Source organism: Pseudomonas macauensis, assembly GCF_047902425.1.
GTDB lineage: Bacteria > Pseudomonadota > Gammaproteobacteria > Pseudomonadales > Pseudomonadaceae > Pseudomonas.
The window spans coordinates 3,445,674-3,463,134 of record NZ_CP138377.1; the positions used below are offsets into that span (position 1 = coordinate 3,445,674).

At 65.3% G+C, this 17,461-nt stretch carries 11 protein-coding genes and 1 pseudogene; 4 read left to right on the plus strand and 8 right to left on the minus strand.

The window, feature by feature from the left end; translation table 11 throughout:
* Positions 1-144: 144 nt before the first annotated feature.
* The 4 genes and pseudogenes from mgtA to SD196_RS15810 all read right to left on the minus strand — a co-directional run.
* A pseudogene (mgtA, locus tag SD196_RS15795) lies at positions 145-2,856 on the minus strand (magnesium-translocating P-type ATPase); the annotation flags it as partial.
* 113 nt (positions 2,857-2,969) lie between these two features.
* Positions 2,970-6,635 (minus strand): translocation/assembly module TamB domain-containing protein, encoded by a 3,666-nt coding sequence (locus SD196_RS15800; protein WP_343573497.1) that lies wholly within the window; start codon positions 6,633-6,635, stop codon positions 2,970-2,972.
* 14 nt (positions 6,636-6,649) lie between these two features.
* Positions 6,650-8,380, minus strand: coding sequence for an autotransporter assembly complex family protein (locus SD196_RS15805; protein WP_343573495.1), 1,731 nt, complete (start codon positions 8,378-8,380; stop codon positions 6,650-6,652).
* Positions 8,381-8,448: 68 nt separating this feature from the next.
* Positions 8,449-9,099, minus strand: a complete 651-nt coding sequence (locus SD196_RS15810) for a GNAT family N-acetyltransferase (protein WP_275611541.1) — start codon at positions 9,097-9,099, stop codon at positions 8,449-8,451.
* Between the two features lie 129 nt (positions 9,100-9,228).
* Between SD196_RS15810 and xthA the strand changes: the two genes are divergently transcribed.
* Positions 9,229-10,041: an exodeoxyribonuclease III gene (gene xthA / locus SD196_RS15815; RefSeq protein WP_275611540.1), complete on the plus strand. Its 813-nt coding sequence runs from the start codon at positions 9,229-9,231 to the stop codon at positions 10,039-10,041.
* 133 nt (positions 10,042-10,174) lie between these two features.
* Here xthA and SD196_RS15820 read toward each other — a convergent pair whose 3' ends face one another.
* From SD196_RS15820 to SD196_RS15830, 3 genes are all read right to left on the minus strand, one after another.
* On the minus strand, positions 10,175-10,798 hold the full coding sequence (locus SD196_RS15820; RefSeq protein ID WP_275611539.1) for a response regulator transcription factor: 624 nt from the start codon (positions 10,796-10,798) through the stop codon (positions 10,175-10,177).
* Between the two features lie 198 nt (positions 10,799-10,996).
* The gene (locus SD196_RS15825; RefSeq protein WP_343573492.1) at positions 10,997-12,274 is read right to left on the minus strand and encodes a hypothetical protein; all 1,278 of its coding nucleotides are present in this window, start codon (positions 12,272-12,274) and stop codon (positions 10,997-10,999) included.
* 476 nt (positions 12,275-12,750) lie between these two features.
* Positions 12,751-12,984 carry a hypothetical protein gene (locus SD196_RS15830; RefSeq protein WP_343573490.1) on the minus strand — a complete coding sequence of 78 codons (234 nt, stop codon included), beginning with the start codon at positions 12,982-12,984 and terminating at the stop codon, positions 12,751-12,753.
* Between the two features lie 195 nt (positions 12,985-13,179).
* Here SD196_RS15830 and SD196_RS15835 point away from each other — a divergent pair, with 195 nt between their 5' ends.
* The 3 genes from SD196_RS15835 (at position 13,180) to SD196_RS15845 (ending at position 15,969) form a co-directional block, all read left to right on the plus strand.
* Positions 13,180-14,562 carry a phosphate ABC transporter substrate-binding/OmpA family protein gene (locus SD196_RS15835; protein WP_343573488.1) on the plus strand — a complete coding sequence of 461 codons (1,383 nt, stop codon included), beginning with the start codon at positions 13,180-13,182 and terminating at the stop codon, positions 14,560-14,562.
* 200 nt (positions 14,563-14,762) lie between these two features.
* Positions 14,763-15,806: a TerC family protein gene (locus SD196_RS15840; protein WP_343573486.1), complete on the plus strand. Its 1,044-nt coding sequence runs from the start codon at positions 14,763-14,765 to the stop codon at positions 15,804-15,806.
* Positions 15,772-15,969, plus strand: coding sequence for a hypothetical protein (locus SD196_RS15845; protein ID WP_275611534.1), 198 nt, complete (start codon positions 15,772-15,774; stop codon positions 15,967-15,969). The genes SD196_RS15840 and SD196_RS15845 overlap by 35 nt, the downstream gene beginning before the upstream one ends.
* Before the next feature lie 114 nt (positions 15,970-16,083).
* On the opposite strand, the gene SD196_RS15850 is transcribed toward SD196_RS15845, so the two are convergent.
* Positions 16,084-17,313: an acyl-CoA dehydrogenase gene (locus SD196_RS15850; protein WP_275611533.1), complete on the minus strand. Its 1,230-nt coding sequence runs from the start codon at positions 17,311-17,313 to the stop codon at positions 16,084-16,086.
* Positions 17,314-17,461: the final 148 nt, after the last annotated feature.

Below are 17,461 nucleotides of genomic sequence, written 5' to 3' on the forward strand. Positions count from 1 at the left end.
GCGCCGCGACGATACGCGAAGAAAGCGCCGAGCGGTTTGCCTGGTCCTGCGCAGACTTGCCTGAAACTGCCGGCGTTCGACTCAGGCCTCCGCGCCCTCGCCCAGCGCCAGCGATGCCCGTGAACGCGGTCGCTCGCTGCGATCCCAGCCATAGCGGCGCGCAAACCAGCCCTTCACCGCCTGGGTCAGCACCATGTATCCCGCCAGGATGCCCGCCAGCCACGGCCAGTACGCCAGCGGCAGCGCCTGCATGTGGAACGAATGGGCCAGCGGCCCCATGGGCAGGAAGATCGCCACGGCAACCAGCGCCAGGGTCATGCCCAGCAGCGGCCAGGCCGCGCGGCTCTGCAGGAACGGAATGCGCCGGGTGCGGATCATGTGCACCACCAGCAGCTGCGAGATCAGCCCCTCGACGAACCAGCCGGATTGGAACAGCGCCTGGTGCTGCGGCGCATTGGCGCCCAGGGCGAACCACAGGACCAGGAAGGTGGCAATGTCGAACAGCGAACTGATCGGCCCGAAGAACACCATGAAGCGCCCCAGCCCGCCGGGATTCCATTGCTGCGGGCTGCGCAGCTGCTCGTCATCGACGTGGTCGAAGGGAATGGCGATCTGCGACAGGTCGTACAGCAGGTTCTGCACCAACAGCTGCAACGGCAGCATCGGCAGGAAGGGAATGAAGGCGCTGGCCACCAGCACGCTGAACACATTGCCGAAATTGGAACTGGCGGTCATGCGGATGTACTTGAGCATGTTGGCGAAGGTACGGCGGCCTTCGATCACCCCTTCTTCCAGCACCAGCAGGCTCTTTTCCAGCAGGATCAGGTCGGCGGCTTCCTTGGCGATGTCCACCGCAGAGTCCACCGAAATGCCGATGTCCGCGGTGCGCAGCGCCGGGGCGTCGTTGATGCCATCGCCGAGGAAGCCCACCACGTGCCCGCGCTCGCGCAGCACGCGCACCAGCCGCTCCTTGTGGCCTGGGGTGAGCTTGGCGAACAGCGTGGTGCGCTCGGCCCGCTCGCCCAGCGTCGGGTCATCGAGGCTGTCCAGCTGCGGGCCGAGGAGCACGCCCTGCACCGGCAGACCGACGTCGCGGCAGACCTTCAGGGTGACCCGCTCGTTGTCGCCAGTCAGCACCTTCACCGCCACGCCGTTTTCCGCTAGCGCGCGCAACGCCGGGGCGGTGGTTTCCTTCGGCGGATCGAGGAAGGCGATGTAGCCGGCCAGACACAGCCGCGCCTCGTCGGCCACGCCATAGCCTTCGCGCTCCGGCGGCAGTTCGCGGGTCGCCACCGCGACCACTCGCAGACCTTCCTGGTTGAGCCCCTCGGCCACCGCGCGAATGCTCGCCAGGTGCTCGCCGTCCAGCGGCACCACGGTGTCGCCGGCCTCCACCGAAACGCAGACGTCCAGCACCTCTTCCAGTGCGCCCTTGCAGATCAGCAGGTGGCGGTCGTCCGGCTCGCGGACCACCACCGACATGCGCCGGCGGGCGAAGTCGAAGGGAATCTCGTCGATCTTGCGGTAGCGGCTGTCCACCCGCAACGCATGGCGCAACTCGACGTGCTCCAGCACGGCCACGTCCAGCAGGTTCTTCAGCCCGGTCTGGTGGTGGCTGTTGAGGAAGGCCAGTTGCAGGACGCGGTCCTGGGCCTGGCCAAAGGCGTCGGTATGGCGCTCCAGCACGATGCGGTCCTGGGTCAGGGTGCCGGTCTTGTCGGTGCAGAGGATGTCCATCGCCCCGAAGTTCTGGATGGCGTCCAGGCGCTTGACGATCACCTTGCGCCGGCTCAGTGCCACCGCGCCCTTGGCCAGGGTCGAAGTGACGATCATCGGGAGCATTTCCGGGGTCAGGCCGACCGCGATGGACAACGCGAACAGCGCCGCCTCCAGCCAGTCGCCCTTGGTGAAACCATTGATCAGCAGCACCAGCGGCGCCATCACCAGCATGAAGCGGATCAGCAGCCAGCTGACCTTGTTCACCCCGGCCTGAAAGGCTGTGGGCTCCGGGTCCGCCGCGATCACCCGCTCGGCCAGCGAGCCGAAATAGGTCCGTGCGCCGGTGCCAACCACCACGGCCTGCGCCGAGCCACTGATGACGTTGGTGCCCATGAAGCAGAGGTTGTCGCGCTCCAGCGGGTTGCCCTGACGGGCGTCGCGCAGCTGGGCGAACTTCTCCACCGGCAGCGATTCACCGGTCAGCGCCGCCTGGCCGACGAACAGGTCCTTGGCGCTGAGCAGGCGCACGTCCGCCGGCACCATGTCGCCAGCCGAGAGCCACAGCACATCGCCGGGCACCAGTTGGCGAATCGGCACCTCAACCCGGCTCGACGGCCCTTCGCCATCGGGGCTGCGGAACACCGTGGCGGTGTTGCTGACCATCGCCTTGAGGCGCTCGGCGGCGCGGTTCGAGCGCTTCTCCTGGACGAAGCGCAGCAACGTGGAAATCCCCACCATGCTGCCGATCACCACGGCGGCCTCGGCGTCCTCGGTCGCCCAGGAGATCGCTGCCAGCAGGCTCAGCAGCAGGTTGAAGGGATTGCAGTAGCAGTACCAGAGGTGCAGCCAGGCACCGATCGGGCGGTCCTGTTCCACCTCGTTCGGCCCCAAGCGTACGAGTCGCTCTTGCGCCTCCGACTCGCTGAGTCCTTCGCGGCGGCTGTCCAGGCGATCGAGCGCGTCCTGGGGTTCCAGCACCGACCACTCCAGCAAGGCTCCGGCCAGCGGCGCGGGCGCCCGCCGTCCCGCCGCAGCCCCGCGCAACAGGTCGCGTGCAGCCAGACGGCGCAACTGACGGGCCGGAAAGCCCTTGTTGATGAATTCGAGCAGGTGGGTCCTGAGGTGGTCCAGGCGCATGTTGACTCCCCGTAACCGTCGGAAAATCGACGGCACAGGAAGTCTGTAGAGCCTTTCTTAAGGCGCAATGAAGGCTGGCGGCAGTGCCTGCCGGGCCCCCCAGACCCAGGGCATCAGAAGTCGCGCTTGTAGAAGATATCCAGCGAGCTGGCCAGGCCGCTGGCCGCCTCCAGATACACCTTCTTGCTCAGCAGGTAGCGCAAGGCGATGGTATTGGCCGGCTCGAACACCCCCACGCCATAGCGCAGGCTGAGCTTGTCGGAGAGCTGGCCGCTGGCGACCACGCTGGTGCTGTTGCCGGTGCCCTCGGTGTCCAGCTGGAAGTCCTGGATGCCCAGCTTCTGCGCGACCTCGCCGGTGAGCGGCGCGCTTCCGGCCAGGCCCAGCGCCAGCGCCGCCTCGCCCATCATGTTGCTGTCCTCGCCGGTGCTCATCGGCCGGCCCAGCACCAGGTAGGACAGCGCCTGCTGCTGGCTCATCGCCGGTTCCGAGAACACCTCGCTGCGCGGCTGCTCGGCGTTACCGGTCAGGCGCAGGCCGGCGATCACGTCGTCGACCTTGCGGATCGCCTCGATATCCAGGTACGGCTGGTCGATGGGTCCGGCGAACAGCAGGCGCGCACGGCGGATGGTCAGCTTCTGCCCGTAGGCACGGTAGCGGCCCTTGTTCAGGCGCAGCTCGCCACGGGTGTCGAGGTTGTCGCCCACGTGCACCTGGCCGGCCAGCTCCGCGTTCAGGCCAAAGCCGGAGAAGGTCAGCTTGTCCTCACCGACGATCACGTCGACGTCCATGTGCAGTGCGGCGGCGGCCTTCTGCTCCTGCTTCTGGCCGACGATCACGGTGTCGTCCGACACCTTGACCGTCGACGGCGGGAGCTGGCGAATGGTGATGGCGCCGCTGGGCACCTGCACCTTGCCGGAAACGGCCAGGCCCTCGCCGGCCATGCGGATCGCCAGGTCCGGCGCGACCTCCAGTTCCGCGTACGGGTCGATCGTCACCGGCAGACGGTTGCCGCGCACGTTCAGGTCGACATCCAGCGCCTCGTTCCAGGCGATCCGCCCGGACAGGTTGCCGTTGCCATGCTCCCCGGCCGTCCAGTGGCCGCTCAGGTCCACCTGTTCGCCGGCGATACGCGCCTGCACCTGCAGCTGTTCCAGGCGCGTCGGCAGGTCGCCGCCGGAGATCTCGCCATCGACCAGACGCAGCTCGCCGTCCACCCGTGGCGCCAGCAGCCCGCCGGAAATCCGCCCGTTACCGTGGAGCCGTCCCTTGAGGGTTTCCACCGCGGGCACGAAGGGCCGTGCGATGGACAGGTCCAAGCCGTTGAGGCTGAAGCTGCCGCTCAGCGGCTTGGACTTCGGCCGGGGGTCGAGCTGCACCTGGGCATCCAGCGTGCCCAGCTTCTCGCCATGGAACTGCAGGCTGGTATCGATGCGCCGGGGTGTCAGGCGGCTTTCCAGTTGCAGGCTCTGGTAGGGGAAGTCGACCCAGTCGTCCTGTTCCTTCAGGCGCAGCGTGCCGCTGCCGGCATTGAGCAGGATCGAACCGTTCGGGCCGCTGGCCGGCAGGTCCAGTTGCACGTCGCCGTCCAACTGGCCGCGCCAGGCGAAGTCTTCTGGCAGCCAGCGCGCCAGGCTGTCCAGCGGGAACTGGCGCAAATGCAGACGCAGGCGCGGGTCGGGCATCAGGCGCTGGTCTTCGGCGCACAGGCTGGCCGGGCCCGAGGCCCAGCAATGCGCGCCCAGGGTCAGCCGGCCATCGGCCAGCCGCTCCAGCTTCGCCGGCTGCTGCAGGCGCCAGTCCTGCCCGCCGCTCTGGATGTCACCCTGCGCCAGGCGGCCGCGCCAGTCGCGGCCGTTCCAGGTGCCGTCGAGGTTCAGCGCAAGGACCACCGGCTTGCCTTGCAGGTTCAGCGAGAGCTGCTGGCGCTGCTTGTCGCCGCTGCCTTCCAGCTTGAGCGTGCCCAGGCGCGTGTCGCCGCTGCGCAGGCCCTGAACCTGCAGGTCCAGGCGGCCGCGCTGGGCGGCATCCAGTTTGGCGTCCAGCGCCAGGCTGCGCAGGCTCTGGCCGGCGTAGGCGACGCGCTGGCCGTTGAGCGCCAGTTGCCCCTGCGGTGCCTGCAGGGTGCCGGCCAGGTCGAGTCGCCCGCCCAGTTGGCCGGCGAGCTGCGGCCACAGTTGGCCCAATTGATTCAGGGCGAGGTCCAGCTTGCCGGAGAGATGTTGGTCCAGCGCCGCTTGGCCGGTGATGCGGTTGTCGCCCAGTTGCAGGGTCAACTCGTCGGCCTTCCACGACTGCCCGGCACCCTCGGCACGTGCCCTGAGCAAGGCTGGCTGACCACGCAGCCGCCCTTGCAGATCGAGGTTCGCGGTCAGGTTCAGGCTGCCGCCCTTGAGCGAGCCCTGGCTGCGCAGCGGTCCGCCCAGGCGGCCCGGCATCTGCTCCAGCCAGTAAGCGGGGTCGAGGTCGCGCAGGTCGAGGTCGGCGTCCCAGCTGACGGTGTCGGCAAAGCCGACCTTCACATGGCCCTCGGCCTTGCCCTGCCCCGCCACCAGTTGCAGCGACGGCAGGAAGACTTCCGAGAGATTGCCGGAGACCGGACTGGCCAGGGTGAACGCGCCCGCCGGACCGTTCAGCGCGGCATCGAAATTGCCCAGGTAGGCGCCGTCGCGATACTGCACCTCGGCCTTGAGGCTGTGCACGCTCACCGGCGGCTCCTCGATGGCCGGGTACAGGCGCCGCCAGGGGAAGTCCAGCCAGTCAAGGGTGGCGTCGGCGGCGAAGCCCTCCTTCCAGTCGAGCCGTCCCTGCACGCCCAGGCGCTGCACCTGGGCGGCCGTCAGATCGAGTGCGGCGATATCCGCCCCCTGGGCATCGACGCGGCCACGCAGGGTCAGCACCACCGGACTGTCTTCGGCCGGCAACAGGGCCGCGCCGGCGATCTGGTAGCCGTTCTTCAGATCACCATTGGCGTTCAGGCGAACCTGATTCAGCGTCAGCGTATCGGGCAGCGCGGCATCCGCCTTGAATCCGTCGGCCAGCACCAGGGCCTGGGCCGGCAGGTTCTCCGCCAGCGGCTGCACATCACCCTGCAACTGGCCATTGAGGTAGCCGCTGCTCTGTGCCTGCAACTTCAGGTGACCTTGCAGTTCGCCATCGACCTGCAGCTTCAGCGACCAGGGCTTGCCGCCCACGGCCGGCAGATCGAGGCTGCCCTGCGCCTGCAATGGCCACCCTTGGGTGGGCTTGAGCAGGCCGGAGAGCGACAGGCGCAGATCACCCCGCGCCAGCGTCGCCGACTGGATGTGCAGACCTTCAGGGTCCCAGTTCGCCACCAGGTTGGTGTCGCGCAGCTGCTCCTGGTCATCGAGCAGGAAGCGGCCAATACGCACGTCGCCCAGCTCCAGGGCCAGCGGCAGGTTCAGGCTCGGCAACTGGATCGGCCCGGAAGACTCGCTCGACTCGCTTGGCGGCAGGGTCAGCCGTATCTCCTTCGCCGCCACGCGGCTCAGGCACAGCGCCATGCGCAGCAGGCAGCCCGGCGACCAGTCGATATCCGGCTCGTCGAGCACCAGGCGGGTGGCGCCGTCGCTCCACTCCAGGCGCCTCGCGGTGAAGGCGCCGGCCAGGCGGCCGCTGAAGCCATCCAAGGTCAAACCCGGCACCCGCTGCAACGCCATTCGGCTACCCGCTTCGGTGCCCAGCAATGCCGACAGGCCCGCTATCGATAGCAGGATCAGGCCGAGCAGCCCGCCCAGCAGCCAGCGCATGGTGCGCATCCAGCCCGCACGGTTCACAGTTCAGGCCCCATGGAGAAGTGGATACGGATGCCGCCGTCCTCGTCCAGACCGTCGGCGAGATCCAGTCGCAGCGGCCCGACTGGGGAAACCCAGCGGATACCGATACCCACGCCAGTCTTGATCGACGGGAAGTCCAGTGAGTTGAAGGCGTTGCCCTGATCGACGAAGGCCGCCAGCCGCCAGCGCTCGGCAATCGGGTACTGGTACTCCACGCTGCCGGCGACCATGTAGCGCCCACCGATGCGATCACCCTCGGAGTTCTTCGGCGACAGTGTCTGGTAGTCGTAACCGCGAACGCTCTGGTCACCACCGGCGAAGAAGCGCAGCGACGGCGGGATCGAGGAATAGTCGTTGGTGGCGATACCGCCGACCTGGATGCGCCCGAGCAGACGCTGGCCGCCCCAGAAGCTGGTCAGCCCCTTGGCCAGCGCATTGACGTGGGCGACGTCAGCATCGGCCAGAAAACCTTCCTTGGCGCCCTTCACGTCGAATTGCAGGCGATAGCCGTGGCTGGGGTCGACCTTGTTGTCGGCTTCGAGGATCGAATAACCGATCCCCGGCATGAGGAAGCTACTCAGGCCCGAGTCGTCGCCCAGCTTGTATTCTTCGCGCTGCCAGTTCAGCGACACCACCCGCTGCCAGCCGCTGTCGAGCTTGTGGTGCCATTCGCTGCCGAGGGTGAGCAGCTTGCTCTGGGTGTCCACCAGGTCTTCGTTCTGGTAGCCGCTGGTGAAGCGCAGCTTGTCGGTCAACGGCGGGTCCAGGGGAATCTCGTACCAGGCGCCGATGTTCTGCCGGGGGGAGGAGACTTCCGCCTCCCAGCCCAGGCTGTGCCCCTGCGGGTTGACCCAGTGGCGCGTCCAGTTGGCCTTGGCGCGCGGCCCGACGTCGGTGGAGAAGCCCAAGCCGAGGCCCATGGTCCGCGGCTTGCGCACCTGCAGGTGGACATTCACCGGAATCACGTCGGAACTGGCCTTGGCCTGCGGCGCCGCGTCCACGCGCACACCGTCGAAGTAGCCGGAGGATTGCAGCGCCTGGTTGAGGTCGGCGATCAGCTCGGAGTCGTAGGGAGTACCGTCCTCGAACGGCACCATGCGCTGCAGGAGTTCGTCGTCGAAGGGGTAGTCGCCGCTGAATTCGACCTTGCCAAGGGTCGAGCGCGGGCCGCTGACGTAGACCAGCTCGATGTCCGCGACGCCGGCCACCGGGTCGACCTGTAATTGCTGTTGGCTGAACTGCCCGCGGAAGAAGCCGAAGCGTGACGCCTGGTTCTGGATCAGCCGCTTGGCATCCTCGTAGGCGCCGTGATTGAGTTGCGCGCCGGGCTTGAGGGCGTCGCCACCGGGCACTCGGAAGCTCTTGAGCTTGGCCGCCGGGCCCTCCACCCGGATGGTGACGTTGCGCAGGTGCACCGGCTCCCCTGGCGTCACGTTCAGGCGCAGGGTCGGCGGTTGCCCGTCGCGCACCCGGCTGCGGATGCGCGCCTGGTAGTAGCCCAGTGCCTGCGCGGCTTTCTGCGCCTGCTCTTCGGTGGTGCGCCGCATGCGCCGCAATGCCGCCTGATCACGCTCGCCAAGGCTGCCCACATAGGCCTCGATATTGGCCTTGAGCGCAGGGGTGGCGGGAGTGATGCGAACGTCGAGATGGGCTTCAGCCGCCAGCGCTCTCTGCAAGCAGAACGCCATCAACAGCAGCAGCCCAAGCAATCCTTGGACAACTCTCATGGCGCGGAATGCTAGCACGGGAAATGACGATCAAGCCGTTTCCCAGAGCGCTGGAACCCTCAAAAGTGCTATCCGCCCTGGCTGGCCAGTTGGCTTTCCGGTCTCGGGTTCGGATGGAACAGCACATGCTCCCGGATCGGACCCAGGGCCACCTCGCCCAGCTCCTCGTAGCCGTGGCGGCGGTAGAAATCCAGGTAGCGCGAATTCCCAGTGTCGAGCACCAGCCCCTGGGAACTACCCTCCTCCGCGCACCAGGCATGCAGCGCATCGAGCAGTTGCTCGCCCAGGTGCTTGCCCTGGAACTCCGGATGAATGCCGATCAGCGGCAGGATGTGGTAAGGCCCCGGCGGCAGGCAGCCGAGTACGGCGGCGTGATAGTCCAGGTAACGGCGGGTACAGCGAAAACCGGTAGTGAGCAGCATGCGCATGCGCCAGGCCCAGCTCTCGGTGATATCCAGGCGTTGCTGGGGCGGCGCGATCAGGGCCACGCCCACCAGGCGGTCGTCGCGTAACAGTCCTATGGCCGGCAGTTCCTCGAGGAAATGCTGGTTGGTCAGCTCGCGCACCGTGGCGCGCACGCGCTGGTCGAAACCGGGACGGTCGGCTTCGAAGAGGTAGGCGAAAGTCGGTTCATGGCGATAAGCGTGATACAGCAACGAGCGGACTTCGCGGCTGTAGCCGCTGTCGAGCAGACGCACTTCGGCGATCGAATCAGGCATGCGGACGCCTCTTCTTGTGGTGTCTTCTTATGGTTCGCGCTCCAGCCACGAAACACTAGCAGCGGCGTGCCAGGGTCGCCAGAATCGGCCACCATGGGCTAGCATCGTTCTTTTGCCAGGACGTCCAGGATGAAAATCGTCTCCTTCAATATCAACGGCTTGCGCGCACGTCCCCATCAACTGCAGGCCATCATCGAGCGCCATCAGCCGGACGTGATCGGCCTGCAGGAAACCAAGGTCGCGGACGACCAGTTCCCGCGCGAGGAAGTCGAAGCCCTCGGCTATCACGTGCATTACCACGGGCAGAAAGGCCACTACGGCGTTGCCCTGCTCTCCCGCCAGGAGCCGCTGGAGCTACAGCGCGGCTTCCCCAACGATGGCGAAGATTCGCAGCGCCGTTTCATCTGGGGCACCTTCAAGGATGCCCAGGGCGAACTGATCACCGTAATGAACGGCTACTTCCCGCAAGGCGAGAACCGCGAGCACCCGGTGAAATTCCCTGCCAAGCAGCGCTTCTACGCCGACCTGCAGAACCTGCTGGAAACCCGCTTCCAGCCCAGCCAGCCGCTGGTGGTGATGGGCGATATCAATATCTCGCCGGAAGACTGCGACATCGGCATCGGCGAAGAGAACCGCAAGCGCTGGCTGAAGACCGGCAAGTGCAGCTTCCTGCCTGAAGAGCGCGAGTGGTTGGCGCGCCTGAAGAGCTGGGGCCTGGTGGACAGTTTCCGCCTGCAGAACCCGGCGGTGACCGATCGCTTCAGCTGGTTCGACTACCGCAGCCGCGGGTTCGAGGACGAGCCCAAGCGCGGCCTGCGCATTGACGTCATCCTCGCCTCCGAAGCCCTGCGCGGGCGCATCGCCGATACGGGCGTGGACTACGAAATCCGTGGCATGGAAAAGCCGTCGGACCACGCACCGATCTGGCTGCAACTGAAGTAATCCAAGCAAACGACAAAGCCCGGCGATGCCGGGCTTTGTCGTTTCTTCAGCCAAATCTCTTCACAGCGCCGGCTGCAACAGTGCCAACACCCTGGCAGGAAAGAGCGGCCGTTGCGGCGCCAGATGAACGCCGCTACAGCAGCCCGATCTCTTTGCAGATGCTGAAGAGTTCATCCAGGGAGCTGGCGGAAAGCTTTCGCATCAGTTGCCTTTTATGCTGCCCGACGCTCGCTCCCGACGACTCGAGAAGCTCCGCCAGCGCCGACACCGAATCGCCTCGATGCAGGCCATGCAGCACAGCCACCAGATGGGTGGAAAACGCCAGCGAAGCTTTCAGCCTGGGATCATCGCCCAACGGTAATCGCGCGTGCTCGGGAAAGATCGTGCCTCCCGCCAGGACGGTCTCGATGGCGCGCCCGATCAAGGCCGGGCGATCGGCCATCCGCAGGAAGCCGGATACACCGCCGCGGATGGCACGCTGAATATTCAGCGAAGTGTCGAGACTGGAGCACACCAGCACCGGCGTTGCGGCTTCGAGCTGACCGTTACGGCGAAGCGTCGCGAGCAGCTCCATTCCGTGGATATCCGGTAGTTCCAGCGTCACCACCAGCAGATCGCAATCCCCAGCCTTCAATTGATTCAGCGCCTGCCGCCCCAGCTTGAAATGCAGATCGCACTGGTGACCGCTGGCCTGCAACAGCCGGCGGATAGCCGTGAAGTCCCGCCTTGACGGTTCGATGATTACGATTCGGGCCATGTTGGTCCTTGTTGCGAAGACCTCGTTTCGCCAATCGCGGACGTACAGGCCAAGCGCGCAGGGTTCCGTTGAACATTCCGCGAGCGTCGGTGGACGCAACCGGAGGACATCGAACAATCCCTTGTCCTGGGCAACATCTGTGCATCTGTGCGATGCCCATCGGCGCAAGAACGGTCAATGCCCGCTCTTGCGCCGGAACTACTCGATTACGTTCTTGGAAATGGCGGACAAGGTGCTGTTGAACTGCACCGTCTCGTTGAAACTCTTGACGATGGCGCTGAACTTGTCCTTCGCACTCTGCAGTTGCTTGAGCCGCATCCCCAGCTCCTCACTCTTGCGCTTGAGGGAGCTTTCGCGCTCATCCAGCTCGCTGGCACGGGCGCGCAAGCTGGCCGACTGCTCGTCGATACGCTGTTGTTCGAGCTGGATCGATTCGGCGCGCTTGAGCGTGGCCTTGTCGCGCAGGTCGACCGTCTGGGCCAGCTCCTTGAGCGCTTCGCTACGCTCGGCCAGCAAACGATTGTTCTCGGCGGCCATGCGGTCCAAGTTGGTCTTGGCTTCCTTGAGATGATTCTCCAGTTGCAGCAGCCGCGCCTCCTTGTCGTTGGCCAGGCGCTCGCGCTCCTGCAACTGGTTGGTCCGCTCGTCCAGCTCCTCCTGCAGACGCCCCGCCGCCTGTTTCTGCTGACTCAGCCCCTGAGCCATGCCGGCGAGCGAGTTGAGCGTGCTCTGTACATCGGAAAGAACGTCATCGGGATCAGCGTCGAGTTGGGGAACGCTCAGGGCGGCCGCTACCTCCTGCAACTCCGCCGAGGTGATCGGAACAGAGGCCCCCGGCATATCGGTTTCAGGCATCACATCGTGCATTTCGGTCATTACGGATTCCTTCTGGATCAAGGTCCCCTGAAGCGCTGCTTCAAGGTTGCTGTTTTTCGCCTCGGGGGCTTCCACTACGTGCGCTGCCGGCTCGCCCGAGGCAGCCGTTGACGCTGCGCCAATCGCGGCTGAGTGGCCCACCGTCTCCAAACTCGACACCATCGCCTCGAGGTACTCGAACACGCTCAATTCGTCAGGGTTGGAGACTGGGTCCGGAGACTGATCGGCCCCGGTGGGTTCGATCTTCGGTGACTCGATCTGCTGGTCCTGCTCCAACGCCGCGCCTTGCACGACGACGTCCGGCGTTTCCGTTTGCGCGCCAGCAGCCACCGGCGCCGTGGGCTCCTGCGGTTCGAGCGGCGCAGTTTCCACGGCGGACGAATCGGCCTGTCCGACAGGAAGACTTCCAACCGGCTCCGCCTTGGCAGCACGCGACTCCATAAGCAAATCGTCCAGGTCCACCGGGGCCGGCAGAACGACCTCTGCCTGCGGCTCCTCCGTTCCCACATCCGCAGAGGGAAGTGCCTGGCCCTGCCCGGAAACATCCGGCTCCTCGCTGGAATGGGCCGACTGCGCTGCTTCGTTTCTCAGCCTGGACAAACGAGCCACCTGGGCGAAATCGAGAGTGACGTCCGTGCACAGTTCGAACCCCAGGCTGGAAAGTGCCGGGGGCCCGTCTGGCTCAGACGGCCATATCGAGGGCATGGCGGGCGCCGGGCGCCTGCTCAACAGACCTGCCTTTGCCAGTAGAGATAGCCACGACTGCAGAGACTGCGCAGGCAGCCGGAGTCCCTTGAACGTCGTGTCATGCGGGGCCGGCAGACTCAGCGCGTGCCGACGCCAGGGACGGCCCCAACACGTAACGGCGGGGTTGTGTACAGCCAGCGGAATCAGCCTGACGCCATGGCCGGGGCCGGCCGGGCGTGGCCTGGGAGCCGAACGGTTTTGAGTCATGGTTTCCTTCCAGCGGGGAGGTTGAAACGGCGCAAGTGTCACCTGGTCGGTGAACCGGCGTAATCAGGCTCCCCCGATGCGTCCAAGGAATTTTCCCAACCCCGATGAGCACTGCTGCAGGATCAGCCGCGACGAGATTGCTTCGACAAAAAGCCGCCCACTGAACGGCCCCGAATGAGGCTCGCCAGATCCAGCAGCGTCGCCAACACGAACAACGGCGCGATGAGCATGAGCATCGACGGGACGAACCCACCTGCCCTGTCCGGCAGCACGACAAACGAACCGGCCATCATCAGCAGCGTCAGGATGATGACCAGCTTCATCAGTACCGACGCAAAGTCGACGATCTCGCGCATCTCGATCTCCAGAACCTCAACACGAACGCCTGTATAGCGGCGCTCCAAAGGAACGGGAATCGGAAACTTCCTGCATTTCATCAGTCATGTCCGAGGATCGCGGCAACAGCTCTGCAATGCAGCCAAGCGTCATATCGATGCAATGATTCCGACTTATTCTGCCGCGCCATCGATGCCTGAAATGGAAGTTGCTCAATGTCGTACAAGCCGAGCGCCAGCGATGCCCAAGCCTGGCCCGTGACCATCGCCTGGCTCATCATCGGATTCATCTGCTACGCGTTCCCCTGGCAGGCCTTCGCCGCGCTGCCCTCGTCCCATGCCGGGGAGCCAGTACTGCGCGTACAGGGCTCCAACACCATCGGCGCGCATCTGCTCCCGGAACTGGTGAAAGGCCTGCTGCAAAGCGAGGGCTACGCCAACGTCAGCGTCCAGCCGGGCAAGGCGGAAAACGAGCAGCGCATCATCGGCCGCAGCGCCGACGGCAAGGAAGCCATCGTCGACCTGGCGGCCCATGGCTCCAGCACCGGCTTCGTCGCCCTCAAGGACAACAGCGCAGAACTGGCGGCTGCATCGCGACCGATCAAGGACGCGGAAGCGGCAGGCCTTTCGGCCTCGGGAAACCTGCGTAGTGCCAAGGCCGAGCAAGTGATCGGCATCGACGGCCTGGCGATCATCGTCAACCCGGCGAACGCCCTGGACGAGCTGACCACCGACAACCTGGCGCGCATCTTCTCCGGCGAAGTGAAGACCTGGGAGGAGCTCGGCGGCCGCGGCGGTGCGATCCATCTTTACGCCCGCGATGACAACTCCGGGACCTTCGACACCTTCAAGGAACTGGTGCTGACCAGCCACGGCAAGGCCCTGGCCAACGGTACGCAGCGCTTCGAGTCGAGCGACCAGTTGTCCCAGCAGGTCAGCGCCGATCCTCAGGGCATCGGTTTCGTCGGTCTGTCATCGATCCGCAAGGCCAAGGCGCTGCGCATCGCCGACGGCGCCTCCCAGGCGATGCCGCCGTCGACCACGCTGATCGCCACCGAGGACTATCCGCTGTCGCGCCGCCTGTTCCTCTATATGAAGCCCGAGGAGAGCAATCACTGGGCCCATGCGCTGCTGCAGTTCGCCCAGGGCGACCAGGGCCAGGCCCTGGTCAGCAGCAGCGGCTTCGTCGGCCAGCGGGTACAAGCGGTGAAGATGACGCCGCGGGCCGGTATGCCCCAGGCGTACCAGAGCCTGGCGCGCGATGCCCAGCGACTGTCGGTGAACTTCCGCTTCCGCGAGGGCAGCGCCACCCTCGACAACAAGGCCCAGCGCGACGTGGAACGCCTGCTGGCCTACCTGCAGCAGAACGGCAAGATGAACAAGCAGGCGGTGCTGGTCGGCTTCGGCGATCCGAAGCAGGATCCCGCGCGCGCCGAACTGCTCTCCAAGCTTCGCGCCATGGCGGTGCGCCGCGAGTTGGCCAAGGATGGCGTGATGTTCCGCGAGATCAGCGGCATGGGCGATGCCTTGCCGGTTGCGGCCAACAACGACGATGACGGGCGGGTCAAGAATCGTCGCGTCGAGGTCTGGGTCTACTGATCCCTTCCGGCGATCGGCGTACAGACTTCTTGCTGGCGCCGATCGCCGCAGCCTGAGCGGATGTAGGAACTTGTTACGTTCCTTCGCTTGTCTGCACCAATCGCTCTGCTATGTTCCCGGAGTGACGCCGGGCCCCTCTGACGGTTGCCAACCGCCATGTCGGAGTCACTTTTCGACAACGACACTAAGGGAGGGGCCAAATGACAGCTCTGCACGCCTTTTTAACCGAACCATTCCTCGGAACCGCTACCTGGTTCTGGCTGGCCTTCCTGGCCATCGTGATTCTCCTGCTCGTACTCGACCTGGGCGTTCTGCAACGCGATCACCATGAGATCGGCGTGCGCGAAAGCCTGCTGCTTTCCGCCGGCTACTTCGCCTGCGGCCTGGCCTTCGGTGGCTGGGTCTGGTACGAGTTCGGCGCCACCAGCGCGGTGGAGTACTACACCGGTTTCCTCGTCGAACAATCGCTATCGATGGACAACGTGTTCGTCATGGCGATGATCTTCGGCTTCTTCGGCATCCCCCGCCGTTACCAGCACCAGGTACTGTTCTGGGGCATCCTCGGCGCCATCGTCATGCGCGCGCTGATGATCGGCCTGGGCGCCGCGCTGGTGAAGGAATTCGAGTGGATCATGTACGTGTTCGGCGCCTTCCTGCTGTTCAGTGGTGTGAAGATGCTGTTCAGCAAGCATGGGGATGAGCCTGACCTGGCGAACAACCCGGTATTGAAGTTCCTGCGCAAGCGCATCCGCATGACCGACAAGATCCATGAGCATCACTTCTTCGTGAAGATGCCGGACGCCTCGGGCAAGCTGGTGCACTACGCCACTCCGCTGTTCCTGGCGCTGATCCTGATCGAGCTGGCCGACCTGGTGTTCGCGGTGGACAGCGTGCCGGCGATCTTCGCCATCACCCAGGACCCGTTCATCGTCTACACCTCGAACATCTTCGCCATCCTCGGCCTGCGCGCCCTGTACTTCTCGCTGGCGGCGATGATCCACCGCTTCGTCTACCTGAAGTACGCCCTGGCCCTGGTGCTGGTGTTCATCGGCACGAAGATCTTCCTGCACGGATTCATCGGCAAGGTTCCCGCCGCCCTGTCGCTTGGCGTAACCTTCGGCCTGCTCGCCGGTGGCATCCTGCTATCGTTGATCAAGACCCGCCGGACCAGCGAGCAGCCGCTGGAAATCGTAAGCCAGGAGAGGGTGCATGCAAGCACTGGAGGTGAGGATCGAGGCCATTGAGTTTCGCGGCCAGGCCTACTGGCAGGTCCGTCTCGGCCGTCGTGCGCTGCGTTTTCCCCACGAGGCCGCCGCACGCGCCTTCGCCGCCCAATTGCATACCCGGCGGGAATGGTGGCTGGCACAGATGAAGGAAGACGGACCGGAGCCTTCTCCCGAGCAGTGAAACGACAAGGCCAGCGAAAGCTGGCCTTTTTGTTGGAGCGGCACCTTGTAGGAGCATGCGGCGCGAAAATGAAAAAGGCCCGCATCTGCGGGCCTGTTTCGTTGCGGAGTGCGATCAGCGACCGCTGCGCAGCATCTCCTTGGGCACGTACTTGCCGACTTCATATTTGCCAATGGCCGCACGGTGCACTTCGTCCGGGCCGTCGGCCAGGCGCAGGGTGCGCTGCATGGCGTAGAAGTACGCCAGCGGCGTGTCGTTGGAGACGCCGGCGCCACCATGGATCTGGATGGCACGGTCAATCACCTGCAGGGCAACGTTGGGCGCCACGACCTTGATCTGGGCGATTTCGCTCTGGGCGATCTTGTTGCCGGCGGTGTCCATCATGTACGCGGCATTGAGGGTCAGCAGGCGAGCCTGGTTGATCTCGATGCGCGAGTTGGCGATGTGGTCGATGTTGCCGCCCAGGCGCGCCAGCGGCTTGCCGAAGGCGGTGCGGCTGACGGCGCGCTTGCACATCAGTTCCAGCGCGCGCTCGGCCATGCCGATGGAGCGCATGCAGTGGTGGATGCGGCCCGGGCCGAGGCGGCCCTGGGCGATCTCGAAGCCGCGGCCTTCGCCGAGCAGCACGTTTTCATAAGGGACGCGGACGTTCTCGAACACCACTTCGGCGTGGCCGTGCGGGGCGTCGTCGTAGCCGAATACCGGCAGCGGGCGGAGGATTTTCACGCCGGGGGCGTCGGTGGGCACCAGGATCATCGAGTGCTGCTGGTGGCGCGGCGCGTCCGGGTTGGTCAGGCCCATGAAGATCATGATCTTGCAGCGCGGATCGCAGGCACCGGAGGTCCACCACTTGCGACCGTTGATGACCCACTCGTCGCCGTCGCGTACCGCGTTGGCCTGCATGTTGGTGGCATCGGAAGAGGCCACGCCCGGCTCGGTCATGGCGAAGGCGGAGCGGATCTCGCCGCGCAGCAGCGGCTCCAGCCAGGTGCGCTTGTGCTCTTCACTGCCGTAACGCACCAGCACTTCCATGTTGCCGGTGTCCGGCGCGGAGCAGTTGAACGGCTCGGAGCCGATCAGCGAACGACCCATGATCTCGGCCAGCGGCGCGTATTCCATGTTGGTCAGGCCGGCGCCCAGTTCGGACTCGGGCAGGAACAGGTTCCACAGGCCCTCGGCCTTCGCCTTGGCCTTGAGCTCTTCCATGATCGCCGTGGGCTGCCAGCGGTCACCCTGGGCCACCTGCTCATCGAACACCTTCTCGGCGGGATAGACGTAGGCTTCCATGAACGCAGTGACGCGCTCACGCAGATCCTGAACCTTGGCGGAATAAGCGAAATCCATGGGTGGCTACCTTCTGGCGGCGAGTTGTTTGTCGTGGTGATGATGCTAGAACAGCGACGAGGATTTACCCAGCCTATTATCCGAATCAATGAACATTCATAACCCGTATGGACCTGAGCGTCGGTTCGGGTATGATCGGCCCCAGAAC